The 23,891-nt window shown below is 56.0% G+C and carries 18 protein-coding genes and 1 other RNA gene; 11 read left to right on the forward strand and 8 right to left on the reverse strand.

Annotated elements, in window-relative coordinates:
* Window positions 1-30: 30 nt before the first annotated feature.
* From VPX56_RS09585 to ppsR, 4 genes are all read right to left on the reverse strand, one after another.
* The gene (locus tag VPX56_RS09585; RefSeq protein WP_326471356.1) at window positions 31-2,016 is read right to left on the reverse strand and encodes a TonB-dependent hemoglobin/transferrin/lactoferrin family receptor; all 1,986 of its coding nucleotides are present in this window, start codon (window positions 2,014-2,016) and stop codon (window positions 31-33) included.
* A gap of 72 nt (window positions 2,017-2,088) precedes the next feature.
* Window positions 2,089-2,277 (reverse strand): hemin uptake protein HemP, encoded by a 189-nt coding sequence (gene hemP / locus VPX56_RS09590; RefSeq protein ID WP_131634406.1) that lies wholly within the window; start codon window positions 2,275-2,277, stop codon window positions 2,089-2,091.
* Between the two features lie 242 nt (window positions 2,278-2,519).
* Window positions 2,520-3,566, reverse strand: coding sequence for a 3-deoxy-7-phosphoheptulonate synthase AroH (gene aroH, locus VPX56_RS09595; RefSeq protein WP_131634407.1), 1,047 nt, complete (start codon window positions 3,564-3,566; stop codon window positions 2,520-2,522).
* Window positions 3,567-3,718: 152 nt separating this feature from the next.
* Window positions 3,719-4,552 (reverse strand): posphoenolpyruvate synthetase regulatory kinase/phosphorylase PpsR, encoded by an 834-nt coding sequence (gene ppsR / locus VPX56_RS09600; protein ID WP_131634408.1) that lies wholly within the window; start codon window positions 4,550-4,552, stop codon window positions 3,719-3,721.
* A 335-nt stretch (window positions 4,553-4,887) separates the two neighbouring features.
* Here ppsR and ppsA point away from each other — a divergent pair, with 335 nt between their 5' ends.
* From ppsA to VPX56_RS09615, 3 genes are all read left to right on the forward strand, one after another.
* Window positions 4,888-7,266 carry a phosphoenolpyruvate synthase gene (ppsA, locus tag VPX56_RS09605; RefSeq protein WP_326471358.1) on the forward strand — a complete coding sequence of 793 codons (2,379 nt, stop codon included), beginning with the start codon at window positions 4,888-4,890 and terminating at the stop codon, window positions 7,264-7,266.
* Window positions 7,267-7,498: 232 nt separating this feature from the next.
* The gene (locus VPX56_RS09610) at window positions 7,499-8,899 is read left to right on the forward strand and encodes an MFS transporter (protein WP_326471360.1); all 1,401 of its coding nucleotides are present in this window, start codon (window positions 7,499-7,501) and stop codon (window positions 8,897-8,899) included.
* 3 nt (window positions 8,900-8,902) lie between these two features.
* Window positions 8,903-11,278, forward strand: coding sequence for a glycoside hydrolase family 3 N-terminal domain-containing protein (locus VPX56_RS09615; RefSeq protein ID WP_326471362.1), 2,376 nt, complete (start codon window positions 8,903-8,905; stop codon window positions 11,276-11,278).
* Window positions 11,279-11,282: 4 nt separating this feature from the next.
* Here the strand turns inward: VPX56_RS09615 and rprA are convergent.
* Window positions 11,283-11,390, reverse strand: an RNA gene (gene rprA, locus VPX56_RS09620) — antisense sRNA RprA.
* A gap of 207 nt (window positions 11,391-11,597) precedes the next feature.
* The gene (ydiK, locus tag VPX56_RS09625) at window positions 11,598-12,713 is read right to left on the reverse strand and encodes an AI-2E family transporter YdiK (protein ID WP_263609323.1); all 1,116 of its coding nucleotides are present in this window, start codon (window positions 12,711-12,713) and stop codon (window positions 11,598-11,600) included.
* A 199-nt stretch (window positions 12,714-12,912) separates the two neighbouring features.
* On the opposite strand from ydiK, the gene ydiJ reads away from it, so the two are divergent.
* The 3 genes from ydiJ (at window position 12,913) to VPX56_RS09640 (ending at window position 16,656) form a co-directional block, all read left to right on the forward strand.
* Window positions 12,913-15,969, forward strand: coding sequence for a D-2-hydroxyglutarate dehydrogenase YdiJ (gene ydiJ / locus VPX56_RS09630; protein ID WP_326471364.1), 3,057 nt, complete (start codon window positions 12,913-12,915; stop codon window positions 15,967-15,969).
* The gene (gene menI, locus VPX56_RS09635) at window positions 15,966-16,376 is read left to right on the forward strand and encodes a 1,4-dihydroxy-2-naphthoyl-CoA hydrolase (RefSeq protein WP_131634414.1); all 411 of its coding nucleotides are present in this window, start codon (window positions 15,966-15,968) and stop codon (window positions 16,374-16,376) included. The genes ydiJ and menI overlap by 4 nt, the downstream gene beginning before the upstream one ends.
* 85 nt (window positions 16,377-16,461) lie before the next feature.
* Complete coding sequence (locus tag VPX56_RS09640; protein ID WP_131634415.1) at window positions 16,462-16,656, forward strand: YdiH family protein; 195 nt, start codon at window positions 16,462-16,464, stop codon at window positions 16,654-16,656.
* Between the two features lie 46 nt (window positions 16,657-16,702).
* On the opposite strand, the gene VPX56_RS09645 is transcribed toward VPX56_RS09640, so the two are convergent.
* Window positions 16,703-17,332, reverse strand: coding sequence for a helix-turn-helix domain-containing protein (locus tag VPX56_RS09645; RefSeq protein ID WP_263609325.1), 630 nt, complete (start codon window positions 17,330-17,332; stop codon window positions 16,703-16,705).
* Window positions 17,333-17,399: 67 nt separating this feature from the next.
* Window positions 17,400-18,059 carry a winged helix-turn-helix transcriptional regulator gene (locus VPX56_RS09650; protein ID WP_131634417.1) on the reverse strand — a complete coding sequence of 220 codons (660 nt, stop codon included), beginning with the start codon at window positions 18,057-18,059 and terminating at the stop codon, window positions 17,400-17,402.
* 404 nt (window positions 18,060-18,463) lie between these two features.
* On the opposite strand from VPX56_RS09650, the gene VPX56_RS09655 reads away from it, so the two are divergent.
* The 5 genes from VPX56_RS09655 to VPX56_RS09675 all read left to right on the forward strand — a co-directional run bounded on the left by VPX56_RS09655 (window position 18,464) and on the right by VPX56_RS09675 (window position 23,881).
* On the forward strand, window positions 18,464-18,994 hold the full coding sequence (locus VPX56_RS09655; RefSeq protein WP_263609327.1) for a fimbrial protein: 531 nt from the start codon (window positions 18,464-18,466) through the stop codon (window positions 18,992-18,994).
* Window positions 18,995-19,062: 68 nt separating this feature from the next.
* A complete protein-coding gene (locus tag VPX56_RS09660; RefSeq protein WP_326471371.1) occupies window positions 19,063-19,740 on the forward strand; it encodes a fimbrial biogenesis chaperone in 678 nt (225 codons plus the stop codon).
* Window positions 19,741-19,780: 40 nt separating this feature from the next.
* Window positions 19,781-22,312: a fimbria/pilus outer membrane usher protein gene (locus tag VPX56_RS09665; protein ID WP_326472009.1), complete on the forward strand. Its 2,532-nt coding sequence runs from the start codon at window positions 19,781-19,783 to the stop codon at window positions 22,310-22,312.
* A gap of 37 nt (window positions 22,313-22,349) precedes the next feature.
* Window positions 22,350-23,360, forward strand: coding sequence for a fimbrial protein (locus VPX56_RS09670; protein WP_326471373.1), 1,011 nt, complete (start codon window positions 22,350-22,352; stop codon window positions 23,358-23,360).
* Between the two features lie 35 nt (window positions 23,361-23,395).
* On the forward strand, window positions 23,396-23,881 hold the full coding sequence (locus VPX56_RS09675; protein ID WP_396127619.1) for a fimbrial protein: 486 nt from the start codon (window positions 23,396-23,398) through the stop codon (window positions 23,879-23,881).
* Window positions 23,882-23,891 lie beyond the last annotated feature (10 nt).

The following is a 23,891-nucleotide window of genomic DNA, read 5'->3' on the forward strand; positions in this document are numbered from 1 at the left end:
GATCCTTTTGAATAGTTGCCCCGTAGGGAATTACCATTGATAACTCACAAAAATCTTACCGTTACGGCCATCCTGCGGAATGCCCTGCGGTGACCAGTACTCTTTATCGAAGGCGTTGCCCAGCACCAGCGTGGTGGTCACTCCCTTGAGCTGCTCCTGGCCTTTATAGCTGACGTAGAAGTCATTGACCGCGTAGCCCGGCTGCTTGCTGTAGCTGCTGCTAATGTGCGTTGAACGATCGGCAAAGGTGCCGATCCAGCCCACGGAGAAGCCGCTTTGCGCTACCGGAATGTCCAGCTTGCTGGTCACGGTGTCCGGGTTAATGCTCGAGATATACTCGCCGGTGTCCGTATCTTTTCCACGCGTGCGGTTATAGGCCACGTCAAGGTTGAAGAGGTCGGCAGAGTATTTCGCCATCACGTCCCAGCCCCAGATTTTGGCGTTCGGGACGTTATAGGACATGGTGGTTGCCGCCGCAAAATCGACGGTGGTAGAGATGTAGTCTTTGGCTTTGGTATCAAAGTAGCTGGCCTTGAATTCCAGCGCGTCGTTGGCGAGCATCAGATCGTCAAAGCGCAGGCCAAAGCCGTACTCCTGGGTTTCGTTGGTTTCCGGACGCAGGTTCGGGTTTGGTACCCAGTAGTTAGTGTAGAAGCTGCCGATGGAGAAGTGTTTCGCGTCGTTGTACATTTCGCCCATCGTCGGCGCGCGGAAGGCCTGCGCGTAGGAGCCGAACAGCATCAGCCAGTCGGTTGGGCTGACGGTTAATCCGGCGCGAGAGGACCATTTATCGGCATCCACATCGTCGTAGCCGTCGCTGCTGCCGCGATAGTTATCGTAGCGCGTGCCGCCGAGGAGCGTGACGGGCAGATCGCGCAGGGTGATTTCATCCTGCAGCCAGCCGGAGCTGAAGTCGATTTTTGCGTCCGGGAAGCCGGTGGTCATACCGCTCGGGCTTTGTTCCTGACGGTAGTATTCGCCGCCGTAGGTCAGAAGGTGTGACGCAAAGGAGTCGCTAAACAGGCGGGTGCGGTTCTCAACCTTGCCGCCTTTGGTCGTCTGCTTGCGAAACTCACCGCTGCCGCCAACGTTCTGGGCGTTAATGCGCGCTTCGGACCAGTAGACTTTCGCATCGGCGTTCAGCCAGTCGTTCCCCTCGGGCGCAATTTTATAGCCGAGCTGCGCGTCGCGCTGAATGGTGGAGCGGTCGGTCATCGGGTTGCTGCTGTCGGACGCGTCCGTGGTTTGCGGATTTTTCGGTTCCTGCGCGTCGTTATTGTAGTAGCGCAGGGAGCCGCTCAGCGTCTGGGCCGGATCGAGCTTCCAGCTGCCCTTTGCCAGCATATTGTTGATGGATTCGTCGTTAGGCGCGCTGGCTCCGTCGCTCTGGCGGATATCCCCGCGATCCCGGCTGGACCAGGAGACAACGCCGTCCAGGGTATCGGTACGGCCAAAGGCGCTGGCGCCCATACCGATGCTGCGATCGCCCGTTGCGCCGGTACCAAATACCCGGTAGCCGTTGTTTTTGCCCGGCTCCAGCAGGTCTTTTGCATCGGCAGTGTCGTAAGCGATCACGCCGCCGAGCGCGCCGCTGCCGTAGAGCAGGGCGGACGGCCCGCGCACCACTTCGATACGTTTGATCAGCGCCGGGTCGAGGAAGGTGCTGTTGAGGTGCCCGGTGTCGGTTCCCTGACGTACGCCGTCGACCAGTACCAGCACGCCGCGGCGGTCGTAACCGCGCAGGTTAACGTCCTGACCGTTGGTGCGGCCTGTTCCATCCAGCGTCAGGCCCGGCACTTTACGCAGCAGGTCGGCGGCCGAGCTGGCGGTCTGGTTTTCCGGGGCGGTGGCATCGATAACGCTCACCATCATCGGGGCTTCAAAGGCGCTGCGGGCGTTGCCCGTGGCGGTCACGGTAATATCATCTGCGGAAGCAAACGCGACGCCGGGTAGCGTACTGACAATCGCCAGCGCCAGAAGTGACGGGCGTAAAGACGCGGAATGCGGGTGTGGCATAGCAACTCTCCATTAAGAATCGAAAGCGCTGGCTGCCTGGGGAACACCTGGGTGGCTGGCGAATGTTTAGGTTTATTTTGTGAGGATCAGTTTTCCGGCATTTGTCTGGCGCAGCAGATAGTGCTGGCCGTCATGCTCGATAATGACCCGCCCCTCGTCGCCCAGCAGGCTCTTGCTGTCGATGCGGCGATCGGTGTGAGCAGGGGAAGGCGCTGTGTGTGTTTTTGCTGGCGTTGCCGCGCTGTTATCCGTCGGTGACATAATGTTTATAAATAACAATCAATGTAACAATGATAATCATTATCAATAAACTGCAAATTGACGGCAAGCACTTTTGTGAAAAAAGGGTGACGGGATCAAATTTGTGGGGGAAGTGCGGCCTGCTGCCCTCACCCCGACCCTCTCCCACAGGGAGAGGGAGAAGGGCACGACTCTCCCTCACGGGGAGGGGAGAAGGGCATGAATCGTAGGTCGGGTAAGCGCAGCGCCACCCGACAATAACATCAGAATCGCGTATCAACCGCAGCGGCCAGCTTCTCCAGCAGCAGCTCGCTGTCTTCCCAGCTCAGGCACGGGTCGGTGATCGACTGGCCGTACACCAACGGCTGGCCGGCAACGATTTTCTGCGTGCCTTCCTTGATAAAGCTTTCCGCCATAATCCCCGCGACGGCGGTCGATCCGCTGCGGATCTGCTGGCAGATTTCATCGCACACGTCCAGCTGGCGGCGATGCTGTTTCTGGCAGTTGCCGTGGCTGAAATCCACCACCAGATGTTCCGGCAGGTCGAACTCGGCCAGCGTTTCGCAGGCTGCGGCAATATCATCCGCATGATAGTTCGGCTTTTTGCCGCCGCGCATAATGATATGTCCGTACGGGTTGCCGCTGGTCTGGTAGATGGTCATCTGGCCGGTTTTATCCGGGGAGAGGAACATATGGCTGGCGCGGGACGCGCGGATCGCGTCAACCGCGATGCGGGTGTTGCCGTCGGTGCCGTTTTTGAATCCAACCGGGCAGGAGAGGGCGGAGGCCATCTCGCGGTGGATCTGGCTTTCCGTGGTACGTGCGCCAATCGCGCCCCAGCCGATCAGGTCGGCGATAAACTGTCCGGTCACCATATCGAGAAACTCGGTCGCGGTCGGCACGCCCAGCTCGTTCACCTGCAGCAGCAGCTTGCGCGCCAGCTCAATACCGTGGTTCACCCGATAGCTGCCGTTGAGGTCAGGATCGGAAATCAGCCCCTTCCAGCCCACCACGGTGCGCGGCTTCTCAAAGTAGGTACGCATCACGATCTCAAGGCGATCCTGATACTTTTCACGCATCCCCTGGAGGCGTTTTGCATAGTCCATTGCCGCATCCAGATCGTGGATAGAGCACGGGCCAATCACCACAAGAAGACGCTTGTCTTCACCGTTAAGGATTTTTTCAATACGACGGCGGGAGGCCGTCACGTGTTCCGCAACGCCTGCGGAAACGGGATGCCGCTGCGCCAGTTCAGCCGGGGTCACCAGGCTGTCAATGCGGGCTGTGCGGAGTTCGTCGGTTTTATTCATGGAATGTCTCAGAAATTTTTTGCTTCATCGGCAGACTACCGGGAAGTGATGGGCATCACCTTAAACCAATCCCTGCTGATTTCAAGTTCGGGGCAACGTTGCCCCGATGATGCTGCTGATGATAACCGAAACTGAATTAATGTACTAGCATATTAGTACATGCGACGATTCAGTCCCATAATGTCGAGGATTTTGGTGGCGATTTCTTCTACCGAATAGTTAGTGCTGTTCAGCCAGGGGATCTGGTTTTTACGGTACAGGGCCTCGACTTCTGAAACTTCCATTCGGCACTGGCGCATGGAGGCGTAGCGGCTGTTCTCGCGGCGTTCTTCGCGGATCGCGGCCAGGCGTTCAGGGTTGATGGTCAGGCCGAAAAGCTTATGCTGCAGCGGCTTAAGGGCAGCGGGCAGAACCAGGTTATCCATATCGTCGGCAATGAAGGGGTAGTTTGCCGCCCGGATGCCAAACTGCATCGCCAGGTAGAGGCTGGTCGGGGTTTTACCGCAGCGCGACACGCCGAGCAAAATGACCTGCGCCTGGTCAAGGTTGCGCATCGAGATACCGTCATCGTGGGCGAGTGTGTAATCAATGGCGGCGATCCGCGCATCGTATTTGATCAGGTTACCGGGATTCAGCCCGTGGGTACGGTGGGCGATCGGGGTCGGGTCCAGCTTCAGTTCGCTCTGCAGCGGGGCCACCAGCGCCTGCACGATATCCTGACAGAAGCCTTCACTTTGCAGAATAATGTTGCGAATTTCGGGAATAACGATGGAGTAGAACACGAGTGGACGAATGCCGGTCTGCTGGTAAATGGCGTCAATCTGGTCCTTCACCGCTTTGGCACGGCTCTCGTTTTCGACAAACGGAAGCGTGATGCTGTTAATCGACACGGGGAATTGCGACATCACCGCGTGGCCCAGCACCTCGGCGGTAATCGCCGTCCCATCAGAAATATAAAAAACGTGGCGATCGACAGCATTATCCATTTTAACCATCCTGAATATCATACCTAATTGTCTGAAAGCATAAATTAAAAAAGTAAAAACCACAGCAAAGAACTTGTCCTAATTTAAAATGAAATGCTGTTTTTAATTTTACTGAAAAGTGGATTTCATTTTTCAAATAGCGGCTTTATTTCTGTGGTTTTTGATGGAATCTATAGGAATCATCGGGTTAGCGATTGTAGGGAAAGTGTCCGAAAAGTTGAAAATTTAAATTGCTTACACGATTCACCGTTTTTTTAGCGGAAGTAAATATGCCAGTATAAATACGTAGTCAGGTGTTTCTTACTCCGATCAAATATCACAAAAGGATTGTTTCGATGTCCAACAATGGCTCGTCACCGCTGGTGCTTTGGTATAACCAACTCGGCATGAATGATGTAGACAGAGTTGGGGGCAAAAATGCCTCCCTGGGTGAAATGATTACAAATCTGTCCGGTATGGGTGTCTCCGTACCGAACGGGTTTGCCACCACCGCCGATGCTTTTAACCTGTTTTTAGACCAGAGCGGCGTGAACCAGCGCATTTACGACCTGCTGGATAAAACGGATATTGATGACGTTACCGAGCTTGCCAAAGCCGGGTCGCAAATCCGCCAGTGGATTATCGACACACCTTTCCAGCCGGAACTGGAAAAAGCCATTCACGACGCGTACAACCAGCTCTCCGCTGACGACGCGCAGGCCTCCTTTGCCGTGCGTTCCTCTGCGACCGCAGAGGACATGCCGGACGCCTCGTTTGCCGGGCAGCAGGAAACCTTCCTGAACGTTCAGGGCTACGATGCCGTGCTGGTGGCGGTGAAGCACGTGTTTGCTTCCCTGTTTAACGACCGCGCCATCTCCTATCGCGTGCACCAGGCCTACGACCATCGCGGCGTGGCGCTGTCGGCGGGCGTGCAGCGCATGGTGCGCTCGGACGTGGGCTCATCCGGCGTGATGTTCTCCATTGATACCGAATCCGGCTTCGACCAGGTGGTGTTTATCACCTCCGCGTGGGGCCTGGGTGAGATGGTGGTGCAGGGTGCGGTAAACCCTGACGAATTCTACGTCCACAAGCCGACGCTGGCCGCTGGCCGTCCGTCGGTGGTGCGCCGCACCATGGGCTCGAAAAAAATCCGCATGATCTATGCCCCGACCCAGGAGCATGGCAAGCAGGTTAAGATTGAAGATGTGCCGCAGGAGCAGCGCGACCGCTTCTCCCTGACCGACGCCGAGGTCGAAGAGCTGGCGAAGCAGGCGGTGCAGATTGAAAAACACTACGGCCGTCCGATGGATATCGAATGGGCGAAAGACGGGAACACCGGCAAGCTGTTTATCGTGCAGGCGCGCCCGGAAACCGTGCGCTCTCGCGGTCAGGTGATGGAGCGCTATACGCTGCACGCGCAGGGCAAAATCGTGGCGGAAGGCCGCGCCATCGGCCACCGCATCGGTGCCGGTCCGGTGAAAGTGATCCACGACATCAGCGAGATGAACCGCATTGAGCCCGGCGACGTGCTGGTGACCGACATGACCGACCCGGACTGGGAGCCGATCATGAAGAAAGCGGCGGCCATCGTCACCAACCGCGGCGGCCGTACCTGTCACGCGGCGATCATTGCCCGCGAGCTGGGGATCCCGGCGGTAGTCGGCTGCGGCGACGCCACCGAGCGCATGAAGGACGGACAGAACGTGACCGTCTCCTGTGCGGAAGGCGATACCGGCTACGTGTATGCCGATATCCTCGACTTCAGCGTGAAAAGCTCCAGCGTGGACACCATGCCGGACCTGCCGCTGAAGATCATGATGAACGTCGGTAACCCGGACCGCGCGTTTGACTTCGCCTGCCTGCCGAACGAGGGCGTTGGCCTGGCGCGTCTGGAATTCATCATCAACCGCATGATTGGCGTTCACCCGCGCGCGCTGCTGGAGTTTGACGACCAGGACGCGAAGCTGCAAAACGAAATCCGCGAGATGATGAAGGGCTACGACTCGCCAAGAGAGTTCTACGTGGGCCGCCTGACCGAAGGGATCGCCACCCTCGGCGCAGCCTTCTACCCGAAACGCGTCATTGTGCGTCTGTCGGACTTTAAGTCCAACGAATACGCCAACCTGGTGGGCGGCGAGCGCTACGAGCCGGAGGAAGAGAACCCGATGCTGGGCTTCCGCGGGGCGGGACGCTACGTGTCTGAAAGCTTCCGCGACTGCTTCGCGCTGGAGTGCGACGCGGTGAAACGCGTGCGCAACGACATGGGGCTGACCAACGTGGAGATCATGATCCCGTTTGTCCGTACCGTGGACCAGGCAAAAGCGGTGGTAGACGAGCTGGCGCGTCAGGGGCTTAAGCGCGGCGAGAACGGGCTGAAGATCATCATGATGTGTGAGATCCCATCCAACGCACTGCTTGCCGACCAGTTCCTGGAACACTTCGACGGCTTCTCCATCGGCTCTAACGACATGACGCAGCTGGCGCTGGGCCTGGACCGCGACTCCGGCGTGGTCTCTGAGCTGTTCGATGAGCGCAACGAGGCGGTAAAAGCGCTGCTGTCGATGTCCATCCGCGCGGCGAAAAAGCAGGGCAAATACGTCGGGATCTGCGGTCAGGGTCCATCCGACCATGAGGACTTTGCGGCCTGGCTGATGGAGGAGGGAATTGACAGCCTCTCCCTGAACCCGGACACCGTGGTGCAAACCTGGCTGAGCCTGGCGGAACTGAATAAGTAACCGCGAATACTCAGTAAAAAGGCGAGGAATTATTCCTCGCCTTTTTTATTTCCCTGCGAATATGCTCCTCATCACAAATAAAGCAAAAAACCAAATATCATAATTTGTCTGTTAATTTAGACAATTGTTAGCGCGCAAACCGTTGCTAATACTTGAGCCTTACCGCGCATTACCCTACATGATGTGCGACTGGTTGAAATACGTTTTAACCTGATAAAAAGGCAAATAACAAATGACACTCTCCTCTGTTTTGCGTACCAAAGATAAAATAGGCTATGGCTTAGGCGATATGGCCAGCGCGCTGGTCTGGCAAACGGCAACGTTATTTCTCGCCTATTTCTATACGGACGTGTTTGGCTTACCGGCAGCGATCATGGGCACCATGTTTTTAGTGGTGCGCGTGGTGGATGCCTTTGTTGATCCCTGTATCGGCGCGCTGGTGGATCGCACCCAGACGCGTCACGGCCGTTTCCGCCCCTGGCTGCTGTGGTTCGCCATTCCGTTTGGCGTAAGCTGCCTGATTACCTTCTACGTACCGGACGTCGGGCCGACGGCGAAAATCGTCTATGCCTGCGTGACCTACGCCATCTTAAGCCTGATTTACTCCGCAATTAACGTGCCTTACTGCGCCATGCCTGGCGCGCTGACCCTGGACCCGCGCGAGCGCCACTCGCTGCAGTCCTGGCGCTTTGGCCTGTCGTTCATCGGCGGATTGATCGTGACGGTGATTGCCCTGCCGCTGGTGTCGCATCTGGGGCAGGGAAACGTGCAGAAAGGCTACTTCTATGCCATGAGCCTGATGGGGCTGCTGGGCATTGTTTTATTCTTCTGCTGCTTCTTTATGACCCGCGAGCGTTATTCTCCGCGTAATGACACCTCCGGCTCCATGCTCACCGATTTAAAACTGCTGGCCGGAAACAGCCAGTGGCGAATTGTGTTCCTGTTTAATATTTTGCTGTTAACCGCCGTGGTGACGCGTGGCTCTGCAACCATGTATTACGTCAACTATGTGCTGCTGCGCCCGGAGCTGGTTTTTGCCTTTATTGTTTCAGGCATGGTGGCATCCCTGAGTGGGGCATTATTATCAGAACGCCTGCTCGGCAAATTTGACCGCGTGCGCGCCTATCAGTGGACGATTATTTCCTTTGTTATTTTCGGCGCGCTGATATTTTTCATTCCTCCTTCGCAGGTGTGGCTGATATTCGGCCTCAACATCGTTTTTAGCTTTATTCAAAACCTCACTACGCCGCTCCAGTGGACCATGTTCTCCGATGTGGTCGATTATGAAGAGCATCGCAGCGGCCGCCGTCTTGACGGTCTGGTCTTCTCGACCGCCCTGTTTGCCATCAAGTTTGGCCTGGCGCTGGGCGGGGCCGTTGTCGGCTGGGTGCTGGGAACGGTGGATTACGCGCCCGGGCAGGCAGCGCAGGCACCGCACGTGCTCTCGACCATCAATGCGCTCTTTACGCTTATCCCCTGTGCGCTTTTCCTCTGCATGGTGGCGCTGCTTTCCATCTACAAACTCAACAGTCGGCTGGTGGATGCCATCGCCCGGGAACTCGCGGGCAAGCGCGACGTGCGCCCCGAGGCGGGGCAGCTCAGCCCGGCAACCCCTTCCGCAATACAGGAGTAAAACATGACGGCTATCTATAAGGACGCGGGACGTCCGGTACACGAGCGCGTCGCCGATCTGCTGGCGCGTATGACCCCGGAAGAGAAGTTTGCCCAGATGCACGCCTACTGGCTGATCCTCGATGAAAACGGCAACCATCGCGAGCGCAGCGATTTGAGCGATGAATTTGCGGGCGTGAGCGAGCAGGCGGCGCTCAGCGAGCGGCTGAGGCTGGGCGTCGGGCAAATCACCCGTCCGCTGGGCACCCATATTGTCGATGCCAGAACCGGCGTGCGCGCGGCCAACCGCCTGCAGCGCATGATGATGGAAGAGACGCGGCTCGGCATTCCGGCGCTGTTCCATGAGGAGTGCCTGGTGGGGCTGCTGTGCAAAGACGCCACGCTGTTCCCGTCATCGCTCAACTACGGCTCGACCTGGGACCCGGAACTGGTGCAGCGCGCGGCAGAGCAGATCGGCACAGAGGCGCGATCCGTGGGCTGCCAGCAGGGGCTGGCGCCGGTGCTGGACGTTTCCCGCGACGTGCGCTGGGGGCGTACCGAAGAGACCTTCGGGGAAGATCCCTGGCTGGTTGGCGTGATGGCGACCGCCTACGTGAAAGGCTTACAGGGCGAGAAACGCGATCTGCTGGCGACCCTCAAGCATTACGTGGGGCACTCGTTCAGCGAAGGGGCGCGCAACCACGCGCCGGTGCACCTCGGGTTTAGCGAACTGAACGACACCTTCCTGCTGCCGTTCGAGATGGCGGTGAAGCTGGCCAACGCCGGTTCGGTGATGCCGGCCTACCACGATATTGATAATCAGCCGGGGCACAGCGACAGCTTCCTGCTGACCACCGTCCTGCGCGAGCAGTGGGGCTTCGACGGGATCGTCGTGGCGGATTACGGCGGCGTCAGCCTGCTGCATCAGCACCATGGCATATCTCACGATGCGGCGGAATCTGCCGCGCTGGCCTTCAACGCCGGGCTGGACGTTGAGCTGCCGAAAGATGACTGCGCGCGACATCTGGCGGAAGCGGTAGATCGCGGGCTGATGTCGATGGCGAAAGTGGATGAGATCGTGGCGCGCGTGCTGACCGAAAAATTCCGTCTGGGGCTGTTTGAAAAGCCGTACGCGGATGAAAACGGTATCGATCTGCAAAACGCCATGACCCGCCAGGTCGCGCGGGAGGTAGCGACGAAATCCCTCACTCTGCTGGAAAACAACGGCATTTTACCCCTGGGCGGCAAACCGCGCGTGGCGGTGGTCGGCCCGACGGCTGACGATCCGCTTGCCTTGCTGAGCGGCTACAGCTTCCCGGTGCACCTGATCATCAGCGATATGGTGGAGGAGACCTCGCAGGTGACGACCCCGCGCGCGGCGCTGGAGCACTATCTTGGCGCATCGCAGGTGCGTTACGCCAAAGGCTGCCACATTATCGAAAAGCGGATGGCCGGTGCGCCGGTCTTCCCGGGCGACAGCGGCGGTAAGCCCATGCAGCAGTCGCCGGTTTCACAAAGCACCGCGCTCATACCCGAGGCCGTAAACGCGGCGCAGGAGAGTGACGTGGTCGTCGCCTGCGTGGGCGATCTTGCCGGGCTGTTCCAGAGCGGTACCGTAGGGGAGGGGTCCGATACCGATTCCCTGAACCTGCCGGGCGTGCAGCAGCAGCTGCTGGAGGCGCTGGTGGCAACCGGCAAGCCGGTAATCGTGGTGATGACGGGCGGGCGCCCTTATAACCTTCAGGGTCTGGAAGATAAAGTCGCCGCGCTGATGATGGCCTGGGCGCCGGGGCAGGAAGGAGGCTGGGCGATTGCCGATGTGCTCACCGGACGCGCCGAGCCGCAGGGCAGGCTGGTGGTCAGCGTGCCCAAGAGCGCGGGCGCAATGCCGTTCTACTATAACCACAAGCTCAAAAGCGGCGGCACGCCGTTTGCGTTCCATTTCGGCGCGCGCTATCCGTTCGGTTTTGGTCTCGGCTGGACGACGTTTAGCTGGGGGGCGGCGAAAGTGGTGGCATCCAGCGTGCCGATCGACGGCGAGGTGACGCTGAGTGTGAATATCACCAATACCGGTGAACGCAGCGGCAGCGAGGTGGTGCAGGTTTACGTCAGGGATAAGGTCGCCACGCAGGTGCGGCCGCTTCAGGAGCTGAAGGCCTTCCAGCGCGTCACGCTCTCGCCGGGTGAAACCGCAACGCTCACCTTTACGCTGCCGGTGGATATGCTCAACTTTACCCGTCGCGACGGGAAACGCATTGTGGAGCCGGGCGAGTTTGAGCTGCAGGTTGGCGCATCGTCGGCGGATATACGCGACGTGCTGACGGTGACGGTGGCCGGGGAAACGCGGGTATTACCGGGTGAGTGGAAGATGATGAGTCGCTGTGACGTGACGCGCGGATAAAAGCACAAAAAAAAGCCCATCGTGGGAGATGGGCAAAGACTACACACAGCAATTCGTTGTTTCACTCAGGGGATTTCCATGCTTATAAATCAAGGTGTTGATTTATAACCGTGTCCTAATAGTAGGCATGTCGGCTTTTAGCGTCGATCAGATTCGTCTCAATAGTTAAAGAGACGTAAAGATTGATTGAGGTTAGCAGCGGACTTACTGCTGAAATGGCGGGTCTGACCAGTGAGTAATGAATAAATACGTTAGCAACATTTAAGTATTGTGCGAAATCATGTAGGCCGGGTAAGCGCAGCGCCACCCGGCACAGACATCACTGCTTGTTCTTGTCTTCCAGCTCTTCAAGCTCGCTCAGAATTACGTCCGGATCGGTTCCCGGCGGCGGCACTTCATGCACCCAGGCCGAGAAGAGACGCCATGTCACCGCGAGCAGGACCGGGCCAATAAACAGGCCGATCATCCCAAAGGCAATCAGCCCGCCGATAACGCCGGATAAAATCAGAATCAGCGGCAGATCGGCGCCCATGCGGATGAGGATGGGGCGAATCACGTTATCCATCGTGCCGACCACGCAGCTCCACACCAGCAGCACGGTGCCCCAGGTGGTATCGCCCGTCCAATAGAGCCAGATGATGCAGGGAACCAGCACCAGCAGCGGCCCCAGCTGGGCAAGACAGGTCATCAGCATCACCACGGTAAAGACGGTCGCATAAGGCACGCCGGAAATCGCCAGACCGATACCGCCCAGCACCGCCTGCACAAGCGCGGTAACCACTACGCCAAGCGCAACCGCGCGCACCGCTTGCGCAGCCAGCAGCACCGCCGCGTCGCCGCGCTTGCCCGCCAGACGGGTCGCAAAATGACGAACCCCTAAAGCGACCTGCTCACCGCGCCAGTACAGCAGGGCGCTAAAGACCAGCATCAGCGCGCAGTGCATCATAAAGCGGCCAATATGCGCCGCCTGTCCGACAAACCAGGTGGTGGTGGTGCCGATATACGGACGCACTTTCGCCATCAATGCGCTGCCGCCCATCTCCAGCAGGCTATGCCAGCCGCTGTAGAGTTTTTCACCAACCAGCGGAATGCTGTTCAGCCAAGCGAGATCAGGCAGCGTCATTTCCCCGCTGGTCACGGCGCGGATCACCGGGCCGCTGGAGTCGACAAGGCTGTTCACCAGCAGGGCAATCGGAATGATAAACAGCAGGAACAGCAGCAGCGTCATGACCAGCACGGCCAGGCCGCGACGGCCAAACAGCAATTTCTGCAGGCGTAATAACAGAGGCCAGGTTGCAACGACCACGGTAGCGGCCCACGCAAAGCCGAGCACGAAAGGTTGAACAATCCACAGACACGCAATAATCATCAGTGCTAAAAACAGCACCGACAGCAAAATTTGCGCAACATCCCTGGGCTGACGAAGATTGACCATAAATGAAACTTTCCTTAAATGAACGCCAGCATGGCCGACGATAACGTAAACCGCTTTCCTCTAATCATTGGTGATTTCAGCGATTTTTGACAGGCGGATTTTGCCCGTAATTCTACGAAGCACATAAGAAAAAAATGTGATAAAACTTTCCAGACACAACGCAAACGATTTCACATTACTCTAATTAGGGTCGACAGTAATGATCCCACAGATTTCTCAGGCACCCGGCGTCGTCCAGCTGGTGCTTAATTTTTTGCAAGCACTGGAGCAACAGGGTTTTACAGGTGATACCGCCACGAACTATGCCGACAGGCTGACGATGGCGACCGATAACAGTATCTACCAGCTTCTTCCCGATGCCGTCGTTTTCCCTCGCTCAACGGCGGACGTGGCGCTGATTGCCCGTCTGGCCTCGCAGGAGCGCTTTGCTTCACTGATCTTTACCCCGCGCGGCGGCGGCACCGGAACCAACGGGCAGGCGCTGAACCAGGGCATCATCATCGATATGTCTCGCTACATGAACCGCATCATTGAGATTAACCCTGAAGAGGGGTGGGTGCGGGTTGAAGCGGGCGTGATTAAGGATCAGCTTAACCAATACCTAAAGCCTTACGGCTATTTCTTTGCCCCGGAGCTGTCCACCAGCAACCGCGCCACGATTGGTGGAATGATCAACACCGATGCCTCCGGGCAGGGGTCGCTGGTCTACGGCAAAACCTCCGATCACGTCATGGGCGTGCGTGCCGTACTGCTGGGGGGCGATATTCTGGATACCCAGCCGATGCCGGTCGAGCTGGCCGAAACGCTGGGCAAAGAGAGCACGACAAGCGGGAGAATTTACCGCACGGTGCTGGAACGCTGTCGCGACAACCGCCAGCTGATCCTGGACAAATTCCCTAAGCTAAACCGCTTCCTGACCGGCTACGATCTGCGCCACGTCTTTAACGACGATCTTTCTCGATTTGATTTAACCCGCGTGCTGACCGGCTCTGAAGGGACGCTGGCGTTTATCACCGAAGCCCGTCTGGATATCACCCGGCTGCCGAAAGTGCGCCGTCTGGTGAACGTAAAGTACAACTCCTTCGATTCCGCGCTTCGCAATGCCCCGTTTATGGTGGAGGCGCGGGCGCTGTCGGTGGAAACCGTCGACTCTAAGGTGCTCAATCTGGCGCGGGAAGATATCGTCTGGCACTCCGTGAGCGAGCTGATTACCGACGTGCCGGATAAAGAGATGCTTGGCCTCAACATCGTGGAATTTGCCGGGGATGATGAGGCGCTGATCGAAAGCCAGGTGACCGCGCTCTGCCAGCGCCTGGACGAACTCATCGCGCAGAGCGAGGGCGGCGTCATTGGCTGGCAGCTGTGTAACGATCTATCCGGCATTGAGCGTATCTACGCGATGCGTAAAAAAGCGGTAGGACTGCTCGGCAACGCGAAGGGGGCGGCGAAGCCGATTCCGTTTGCCGAGGATACCTGCGTGCCGCCGGAACACCTTGCCGACTACATCGTTGAGTTTCGCGCGCTGCTGGACGGCCACGGCCTGAGCTACGGCATGTTTGGGCACGTCGATGCCGGGGTGCTGCACGTGCGCCCCGCGCTGGACATGTGCGACCCGCAGCAGGAGATCCTGATGAAGGAGATCTCCGACGACGTGGTGGCCCTGACGGCGAAATATGGCGGCCTGCTGTGGGGAGAGCACGGGAAAGGGTTCCGCGCGGAGTACAGCCCGGCGTTCTTCGGCGAGCAGCTTTTCGGCGAGTTGCGCAAGATTAAAGCGGCCTTCGACCCGGACAACCGCCTCAACCCGGGTAAAATTTGCCCGCCTGAGGGCGTCGATGCGCCGATGCTGCAGGTCGACGCCGTCAAGCGCGGCACCTACGACAGGCAAATCCCGATCGCGGTACGCTCCTCCTGGCGCGGCGCGATGGAGTGTAACGGCAACGGCCTGTGCTTCAACTTCGACGTGAAAAGCCCGATGTGCCCGTCGATGAAAATCACCAGCAACCGTATCCACTCGCCAAAAGGGCGCGCCACGCTGGTGCGCGAATGGCTGCGCCTGCTCGCCGATCGCGGAGTCGATCCGCTGAAGCTCGAGCAGGAACTGCCGGAAAAACGCGCCAGCCTGCGCTCGCTTATCGAACGCACCCGCAACAGCTGGCACGCGAACAAAGGCGAATACGATTTCTCGCACGAAGTGAAGGAGGCGATGTCCGGCTGCCTGGCCTGCAAGGCCTGTTCGACGCAGTGTCCGATCAAAATCGACGTGCCGGAATTCCGCTCGCGCTTCCTGCAGCTCTACCACACGCGCTATCTGCGCCCGATGCGCGACCATCTGGTGGCGACGGTGGAAAGCTACGCCCCGCTGATGGCGCGCGCGCCGAAGACTTTTAACTTCTTTATCAACCAGCCGCTGGTGCGCAAACTTTCCGAAAAACATATCGGCATGGTGGACCTTCCGCTGCTGTCGGTGCCGTCTCTGCAGCGCCAGCTGGTGGGGCATCGCTCTGCGAACATGACGCTGGAGCAGCTTGAGGCGTTAAGCCCTGAGCAAAAGGCGAAGGTGGTGCTGGTGGTACAGGACCCGTTCACCAGCTACTACGACGCGCAGGTGGTGGCCGATTTTGTCCGTCTGGCGGAAAAGCTGGATTATCAGCCGGTGGTGCTGCCGTTTTCACCCAATGGTAAGGCCCAGCACATTAAAGGGTTCCTGAACCGCTTTGCGAAAACCGCGCAGAAAACGTCTGACTTCCTGAATCGCGTGGCGCAGCTTGGGATACCGATGGTCGGCGTCGATCCGGCGCTGGTGCTGTGCTATCGCGATGAGTACAAGCAAACGCTGGGCGACAAACGCGGCGATTTCCACGTCATGCTGGTGCACGAGTGGCTGCCTGCTGCGCTGCAGGACACGGCCTCCCGGGACGTCAGCGGCGAGCCGTGGTATCTGTTTGGCCATTGTACCGAGGTGACGGCGCTGCCGGGCGCGCCTGCGCAGTGGGCGGCGATTTTCGCTCGCTTCGGCGCGAAGCTTGAGAGCGTCAGCGTGGGCTGCTGCGGTATGGCGGGAACCTACGGACATGAGGTCAAAAACCACGCCAGCTCGCTTGGCATATACGAGCTGTCGTGGCACCAGGCGATGCAGCGCCTGCCGCGCAGCCGCTGTCTGGCAACCGGCTATTCCTGCCGCAGCCAGGTGAAGCGCGTGGAAGGTAACGGCGTACGCCACCCATTACAGGCTTTACTGGAGATTATCGGATGATCTGGAAACGTGCAGTGACGCTTCAGGCGCTAAATGCCATGGGCGAAGGGAACATGGTAGGTCTGCTGGATATTCAATTTACCCGCATTGGCGAGAACGAGCTGGAAGCGACAATGCCCGTCGATGGCCGTACCCATCAGCCGTTTGGTTTACTGCACGGCGGGGCCTCCGTCGTGCTGGCTGAAACGCTGGGTTCGGTGGCGGGCTATTTATGCACCGAAGGAGAGCACAAGGTAGTGGGCCTGGAAGTTAACGCCAACCACATTCGCTCGGTGCGCAGCGGGCGCGTGCGCGGCATTTGCCGCGCGCTTCACGCCGGAAGCCGCCATCAGGTGTGGCAGATCGATATTCTCGACGAGCAGGATCGCCTATGCTGTTCGTCCAGGCTGACGACAGCGGTGGTGTAAAGTTTCCAGAAGTTTTGCCTTTGGTCAAAATCTAGCCAGTCTTCTGTGATATACTGGTCAGGTTTTGTACATAAGCGAGGACATCATGGATACTGAAATAACCCCAACGCAGCTGGCAATTGAATATATACGTCGCGATAAGAGCAACCTGTCTCCGGCGCAGTACCTGAAAAAGCTGAAACAGCTTGAGCTGGAATTTGCAGATTTGCTGGCGCTCTCTTCCAACGAACTAAAAGAAGAGATCTACTTTGCCTGGCGGTTGGGCGTTCACGTCCATTGAGTGTGGGTAAAAAGGCCGCGACTGCGGCCTTTTTTGTCTTTCGAATTCAGTATTTGGCAGGGAGTTTGTGGATCTTCATTAGCCGACCTTCTTCCATTTCAATAAATCCCCCCGTTTTTAAATCAGCCAGAATGCGCATGACGCCGCTGCGGGAAAGCTGGGTTTTATCACGGATGTAACGTTCCGCCGTCACGCTCTCTCTGTAAGCGTTGTCTTCCTCCATTAGCTTTATAAGCTGCTGGCGGATCATCTCATACGCCGTGGGGGCACCCTGAGGCATCACGTTGTGGTAGAGCCGATTATAAACAAACATCAGCTGGTTCGAGAGAAGGCCCCACAGCGCTTTCTCTTTAATAATTTCCCCCACCTGCGCGGTGGTAAGCACGCCGATCACGCATGGGCTTACCGTCTTCAGGTAGTCGTTAAAGTAAATATCCGTCAGGTTCGCCAGGCCAAACAGGGCGGGGCTGCGCGCCGTTGAAAGCATCATATTGTCGCTGCGGCGATAAACAGCGATGGTCCCTTCCAGGATCAAATAGCAGAAACCCTGACCGTTAACCTGGAGATCCAGCTGTTCGCCACGGCCCATTTTGCGCGTTGTGCAATAAGGCTGTAGGTGTTGAATTAGCTCTTGTGCGTAGGGAGAACCACGGTGAGTTTTTTCTGAAGGGGACATAGCCGCTAACCATTGATAATGACCTGTCTAATTATAGCGTTACTCCTCGCCGCAGGCACGTTTGCTGTCAGTACTTTCGTGGCAGATGGTGGATATCAAGCAGGACGCCACGTTCCATGGTGATGTACTTTCCGGTCCGCAGTTCGGCCAGAATCCGCATAATGCCGCTGCGTGAAAGATAGGTTCGGCTTTTGATATAGGCCGCCGCCGTAATATTTTGCCGAATCGCCTCCGGCTCCTGCATTAGCTCAACCAGTTGAAAACGGATGATGTCGTAGGCTGACATCTGCGATATCTGCGCACAATGCTCATATACCCGGGAAGCGGTGTAAATCAGCAGCTTTGAAAAATGCTCCCAGAGATCCTGTTGCGAGACAATCTGATTGAAACGATCCAGTGAAACCCTGGCGATTTCTGAGGTTTCCAGCGCCCGGACATACAGATGCTCCGTAGAAAATTGACTGCTAACGCCAAGAATAAAAGGAGCTGATTCTGAGTTTAATACAATACCATCGCCACGGCGATGTAACGCCACGCTACCTTGTAAAAGTAAAAAACACTGGCGTATATCATCCTTATAATAATGCACGGCTTCCCCGCGACTGATAATCATTCTGTCTGCAGCAGGGAGTACGTCTTTCATCAGTGCTTCAATATGCGGAAAAGGCTTTAATTCAAGCACCGAAGAGTCATTATTGTTAAGGGGGGCGGTTAGACGCGTATTCATGTGATACCTCACTCCTGCGTACATGATCATTTTTTGATCTTCTGGCTGAATTATCTTGAAAATGAATGACTCAGGGAATGTTCCGGGCAGGTCTAAAAGTAGACTTATCCTCTTTTTTTATATAACTCATTGAATTAAGGGTTGTTGGTATTCAGGTCTAAAAATAGACTCATGGAGGTCGTGAATAAAAAGAAGGGTGCGGTTTGTTGCATCTACGTTAAATTTGAGTCTACAGCTAGACCATGAAACAGGTTGTGTTCAATAAAATGATTATATAAATTTTAATCAGCCAGTAGGACCTTTAATTTAGTGAACCGTGAATAAAAGAATCATCGCGCATTCTTTTATGGTTTATCTGCTACGTGAATTTCAATAATAAATAAAGTGATAGAGGAAACAGGAAAATGAAAAAGAACATTATCGTTGCTTTGGTCGCAACCGCTTCTGCGCTAATGACGGGCAATGCTTTTGCCGCGGCAGGAACCGTTAATTTTAACGGCAATATTCTGGATACTGCCTGTGACGTGGACGTGGCCTCCCAGAACCAGGTTGTGGTATTGGGCGATTACAATAAAACAGAATTTCCAACAACAGGCGCAAGAACGGCGGCAACGAAGTTCGACATCGTGCTGAAAAACTGCCCGGTGACGGTGACGAATGCCAAAGTACGCTTTGACGGTACGCCTGACCTCACCAACGCCAGCCTGCTGGCTATCGATACGTCCGTCGCAGGTGCGGCTACCGGCGTTGCCATCAACCTGATGACCGCAGATAAGGCAGACCTGCCGCTGCACGGAAGTAACAGCTACAGCTATGCCTTGAGCAGCACGGCTGACAATACGCTGAATTTTTATGCTCAGTATATTTCAACGGCGTCATCGGTGACTGCCGGTCCTGCTAACTCTGTTGCTAACTTCTCCGTTGTTTATAACTAAGTAATCAGCGCTCGCGCCTGCCCGCGCTGAAGGGGGGCATTCGCTGCCCCCTGTTTTTGAGGTATGAAATGAATTTTATTAGCAAAACCTTGCTGATTGCCGCGGCTCTCACAGCGTCGCTGACGAATGCCTGCGCCGGCGTCATTATTGGCGGCACGCGCGTCATCTTCGATGGTGCCAAAAAAGAGGCGTCTATCGGCGTCAATAACGCAGATGCGACCCCATATTTAATCCAGTCATGGGTTGATATGCCGGAGGGTAATGCTAATAAAGCCCCATTTATTGTTACGCCACCTTTATACCGTCTGGATGCCGGTCAGCAAAATATCGAGCGTATTTTGATTATGGGTGCTTTGCCGCAGAGTAAGGAAAGCCTTTTCTGGCTGAATATTAAAGCCATACCCTCAGCATCAAAGCAGGCTAACGCACTACAAATTGCCGTTAAAACCCGCATTAAGCTCATCTACCGGCCAGACAGCCTGAAAGGCTCTACGCCTGAAGAGCAGGCGGATAAATTAACCTGGTCGCGTAGCGGGAATAAACTCCAGGTCACCAATCCATCGCCTTACGTCATTAACTTTAATGAAATAAGCGTGGGGGCTAAACAGCTGGAGAATGTTACCTGGGTCGCACCCGGCGCGGTAGCGGTATTCGCACTGCCCGCAGGAGTTAATAGCAATCAGATCACGTTCAAGGTGATTAACGACTATGGCAGCCCCGGCGTCGCGCATCAGGCCAGCCTGTAATTTTGCAAGCGGCCTCTTTTATTGAGTCAGGTTTACGATGATGGCAACGATAAATAATAAGATGCAGCCCGCGCGTCTGGGGATATATATCGCCCTGGCGCTGGTGAACACAACGCATGCAGTGAATGCGCGTGATGTGTTTAATGCCGAACTGGTTGAGCTGGACAATCCTGGCGCAGGTAAAGCTGATTTATCTGCGTTCGAAATGGGATCTCAGGCACCGGGGAAATACCACGTTGACATCATCCTTGACGACCAGCTCATGGAGACAACTGATATCGAGTTTACCTCCGCAAAAGGGGAAGACGAGGCGGGAAGCCTGCAGCCCTGCCTGAGCGTAGCGCAGCTCAAAAAATGGGGAGTCAAAACCGCGCTTTTTCCCGACCTGGCGCGTGGAGATCCTCCCTGCGCAAACCTGCAGGCCATCCCGCAGGCCAGCACTGAATTTCAGTTTGGCGCGCAGCGACTGCTGATCGGCATTCCACAGGCGGCAATTGATCTTCCTGCCCGGGGATATGTTTCACCCGAGTTATGGGATGAGGGGATCGCCGCCGCGATGCTGAACTACAGCCTGAGCGGCGCGAACGCGTGGAGCAAAGGGGGGCAAGCCGCTAACAGCGACAGCCGGTATGCCAACCTGCGGCCCGGGATCAATATCGGACCGTGGCGGCTGCGCAACTACACCACCTGGTCGCGTGATGATGCCGGTCAGAACGCGTGGGATACGGTTTATACCTATGCGCAACGCGCCGTTATCCCCCTGAAAGCACAGCTCACCTTAGGCGACAGCTCGGCGCCTGCCGACGTGTTCGACAGTATGCCCTTTCGCGGCGGACAGCTCGCTTCCGATGACGACATGCTGCCTGACTCCTTGAAAGGCTATGCCCCGGTGGTGCGCGGTATTGCCCGAACCAATGCTCAGGTGGTTGTCCGACAAAACGGATATCAGATCTACCAGACCTATGTGGCGCCTGGTGCTTTCGAGATTACGGATATGTACCCCACGGGAGGGGCAGGCGATCTGGATGTCACCGTTAAGGAAGCCGACGGGAGCGAACAGCGCTTCACGATACCCTATGCATCGTTACCGGTTTTGCAGCGGGAAGGACGGGTCAAGTATGCCTTTACCGGCGGGCAATACCGGTCCTATAACCACCGTGTTGAAAAGACGCCTTTTGGGCAGATCGCGGGAATTTACGGCTTGCCGTACGGTATAACCCTTTACGGCGGCCTGCAGGGATTCAGTAAATACCAGTCGTTCGCAATGGGTGTCGGCAAAAATATGGGCGGTTTGGGCGCCCTGTCCGCAGACGTGACGCAGGGCTGGTCAACGCCGCAAGGAGTTGAGAAATCCAGCGGGCAGTCGTGGCGTGCCCGGTACAGTAAAAACGTTGTCGAAACAGGCACCCACTTTGCGATTGCCGGCTATCGCTACTCCACCAGCGGTTATTACGGCATGCAGGAGGTGCTGGATTCATACGGTGACAGCAGCGCGCTTCAGGACCGGCGTCGAAATCGGGCAGAGCTGACGATGAGCCAGGCGCTGGGCAGCGGTTTTGGATCGCTAACGCTGAGTGCAGCACGGGAAGACTACTGGAATTCCGGCCGGTCGATGTCGTCATACAGCCTTGGGTATAACAATTACTGGCGAAATATCAGCTACGGGCTGACCTGGACATACGGTAAAAACGCCAGCGCCGGTTCACATGACAGCCAGAAACGGTACGACGAAGATCGGCTTCTGGCCTTTACCGTCAGCATCCCCCTGGACAGATTTTTGCCGCAGACGTGGGCTAACTACGGCATGAATGCCAGCAAGAATAACGGAACCACGCACAATGTTGGTCTGAATGGCATGGCGCTAGCGAATAACGCATTGAGCTGGAATATCCAACAGGGATATGGCACAAATTCCGCCGGGGATACCGGTAATATAAACGGAACCTACAAAGGCAAGTATGGCGAAATGACGGCCGGTTACGGCTACGACCGAAACAGTGAACGCCTAAATTATGGATTTCAGGGAGGAATCGTTGCGCATTCAGAAGGCGTCACGTTGGCACAACCTCTGGGTGAAACGAATGTGCTCATTAATACCCGCGGCGCGCCTGACGTTGGAGTGACGAATATGAGTGGGGTGACGACCGATTACCGTGGCTATGCCGTTGGCCAAAATCTTATGCCTTATCGAAAAAATGATGTTTCATTGATGACCGAGACGGTACCAACACATGTTGAGCTGAACCAGACCATAAAAACGGTTATCCCTACGCGAGGGGCTATCGTTCGGGCAGATTACAAGACAAGTATGGGGATCCGTATGCTAATTACCCTGACACAGCAGAACGGTAAACGTGTTCCTTTTGGCGCGATAGCCAATGCCACAGGTGTGAATAATAGCGAATCAATTGTTGGAGATAATGGTCAGGTCTACTTAACGGGATTAGACCCTAATGTAGAGGTCAGCGTGCAGTGGAAAGATAAGACAGAACAAACTTGTCGCGTAAGGTATTTAGTCAGCAAGGAAGAGCAACAGCAGGATATTGTTCTCTCAAATCTACAGTGCCGCTGATGAAAATTATCGATGCATTATGAATACGGGTAAGAATATGTTATTTATTAAAAATAAACTGTGGGTGTTTTTGTGTTTATTCCCTAAGTTGAGTTATGCCTGTACCTTTAGTTTTATCGGTTCACCCTTTACCGTTAACTATGGCGATATAGTTGTTCAGCGCGATGTAGCCGTCGGCCAGGCGATCAGTAACGAAATCTATGGGGCGATGGCGCATGCCTTTACGTGTAAGGCGACGGGCAATGAAGGCTCAACCGCCGGGATGAAAAGCGCCGTTCTGACCTATGCGTTTACGTCATCAAGTGGGCGCAGAGTCTATAATACCAACCTGGCGGGAGTAGGTATTTCATTTGGATATAATGAAAACAGCACGGCAGGTAGTTCCAGCTTCTCCGGCGTGAGCTATATGGACGGCGGTAATTTGCTCACGTTCAGCTGGAGCTCCAACCCAGACGATCTTGATATCAGTAATTTCCAGCCCGTTATCCAGCTTTGGAAAACCGGAAATATTACGTCGGGTTCACTGACTGGACAGTTAGCCTCTTTTATTGCCTACACCGAACAGTATCGCGGCGGGGAACTGGCAGGAGAAATTCCGATCAATGCGGGAACGGGCTCCGTTACCCAGGTTGCCTGTGCGGTTAAAACGTCAAATATTTTATTTCAAATGGGAGATATTGCTGAGAGTGCATTCGGAAGCAATGTTGGACCCGCTACTCAGGTGCCCCAAAAGACGCAGAGCCTTATTCTGGACTGTGACGCGGGTGCAAATATCAATCTGACATTAACGGGAGTGCAAGATCCCGACGTCAGTGATACCAGCGTATTGGCCTTAACCGATCGGGGGAGCGTGGGGGTGGCAAGCGGGTTAGGCGTTCAGCTACTTTATAATAATGCGCCTCTCAGTTTAAACACGAATATTGTGCTGAAACAGTCATCCGGTGGCGTCGAAATGTTTCCTCTGACCGCACGTTATTATCAGACGAATACCTCTGTATCTACCGGCATCGCGAACGCTTCCGCAACGCTTAACTTAACCTATCAATAGGGGCGACGATGAATATAAAAATATTTATTTTCTTGATGACCATCATATTCTCATTATCCGGAGCCGCGAGTGATAATGTTGATGTTAATATTACAGGGCGCGTTGTGGCATCACCCTGTATTTTCAATGGCGGAAATTCAAACCTCAATATTGATCTCGGCAACATTCAGTCCACTAATATGGCGACGCCGGGATCGGCGTCCGATCCGGTGTCTTTCAACCTGTTATTTACCCGTTGCCCGTCAGGCACCCGGAGCGTAACGGCGTCATTCGCTGGCACACCCGATCCGGTCGCCGGGGCGGATTACTACATGAATAGCGGCACTGCGACAAACGTGGCGATTGCCATGAAGGAGGCAGGAAGCGGTGCACTTAAGGGAACGGGAACCCGCATCACACAAAATATTGCTGCAGACAGAACGGCAACCATGGCGATGGAGGCCTGGGTTAAATCGGTTACCGGCGGCGCAACGCCGGGCACTATTCGTGCCGTCGTGGTTCTTACTCTACAGTACAACTGAACGTTCCGGC

The organism is Enterobacter wuhouensis (assembly GCF_035835995.1).
In the GTDB taxonomy this organism is placed as follows: Bacteria; Pseudomonadota; Gammaproteobacteria; order Enterobacterales; family Enterobacteriaceae; genus Enterobacter; species Enterobacter wuhouensis.

Coding starts and splice junctions, on each gene's coding strand:
- menI (WP_131634414.1), top strand. CDS start 15,966: ATGATCTGGAAACGTGCAGTGACGCTTCAGGCGCTAAATGCCATGGGC.
- VPX56_RS09655 (WP_263609327.1), top strand. CDS start 18,464: ATGAAAAAGAACATTATCGTTGCTTTGGTCGCAACCGCTTCTGCGCTA.
- VPX56_RS09645 (WP_263609325.1), bottom strand. CDS start 17,332: ATGTCCCCTTCAGAAAAAACTCACCGTGGTTCTCCCTACGCACAAGAG.
- ydiK (WP_263609323.1), bottom strand. CDS start 12,713: ATGGTCAATCTTCGTCAGCCCAGGGATGTTGCGCAAATTTTGCTGTCG.
- VPX56_RS09640 (WP_131634415.1), top strand. CDS start 16,462: ATGGATACTGAAATAACCCCAACGCAGCTGGCAATTGAATATATACGT.
- VPX56_RS09615 (WP_326471362.1), top strand. CDS start 8,903: ATGACGGCTATCTATAAGGACGCGGGACGTCCGGTACACGAGCGCGTC.
- aroH (WP_131634407.1), bottom strand. CDS start 3,566: ATGAATAAAACCGACGAACTCCGCACAGCCCGCATTGACAGCCTGGTG.
- VPX56_RS09660 (WP_326471371.1), top strand. CDS start 19,063: ATGAATTTTATTAGCAAAACCTTGCTGATTGCCGCGGCTCTCACAGCG.
- ppsA (WP_326471358.1), top strand. CDS start 4,888: ATGTCCAACAATGGCTCGTCACCGCTGGTGCTTTGGTATAACCAACTC.
- VPX56_RS09610 (WP_326471360.1), top strand. CDS start 7,499: ATGACACTCTCCTCTGTTTTGCGTACCAAAGATAAAATAGGCTATGGC.
- VPX56_RS09670 (WP_326471373.1), top strand. CDS start 22,350: ATGTTATTTATTAAAAATAAACTGTGGGTGTTTTTGTGTTTATTCCCT.
- VPX56_RS09675 (WP_396127619.1), top strand. CDS start 23,396: ATGACCATCATATTCTCATTATCCGGAGCCGCGAGTGATAATGTTGAT.
- VPX56_RS09585 (WP_326471356.1), bottom strand. CDS start 2,016: ATGCCACACCCGCATTCCGCGTCTTTACGCCCGTCACTTCTGGCGCTG.
- hemP (WP_131634406.1), bottom strand. CDS start 2,277: ATGTCACCGACGGATAACAGCGCGGCAACGCCAGCAAAAACACACACA.
- VPX56_RS09650 (WP_131634417.1), bottom strand. CDS start 18,059: ATGAATACGCGTCTAACCGCCCCCCTTAACAATAATGACTCTTCGGTG.
- VPX56_RS09665 (WP_326472009.1), top strand. CDS start 19,781: ATGGCAACGATAAATAATAAGATGCAGCCCGCGCGTCTGGGGATATAT.
- ydiJ (WP_326471364.1), top strand. CDS start 12,913: ATGATCCCACAGATTTCTCAGGCACCCGGCGTCGTCCAGCTGGTGCTT.
- ppsR (WP_131634408.1), bottom strand. CDS start 4,552: ATGGATAATGCTGTCGATCGCCACGTTTTTTATATTTCTGATGGGACG.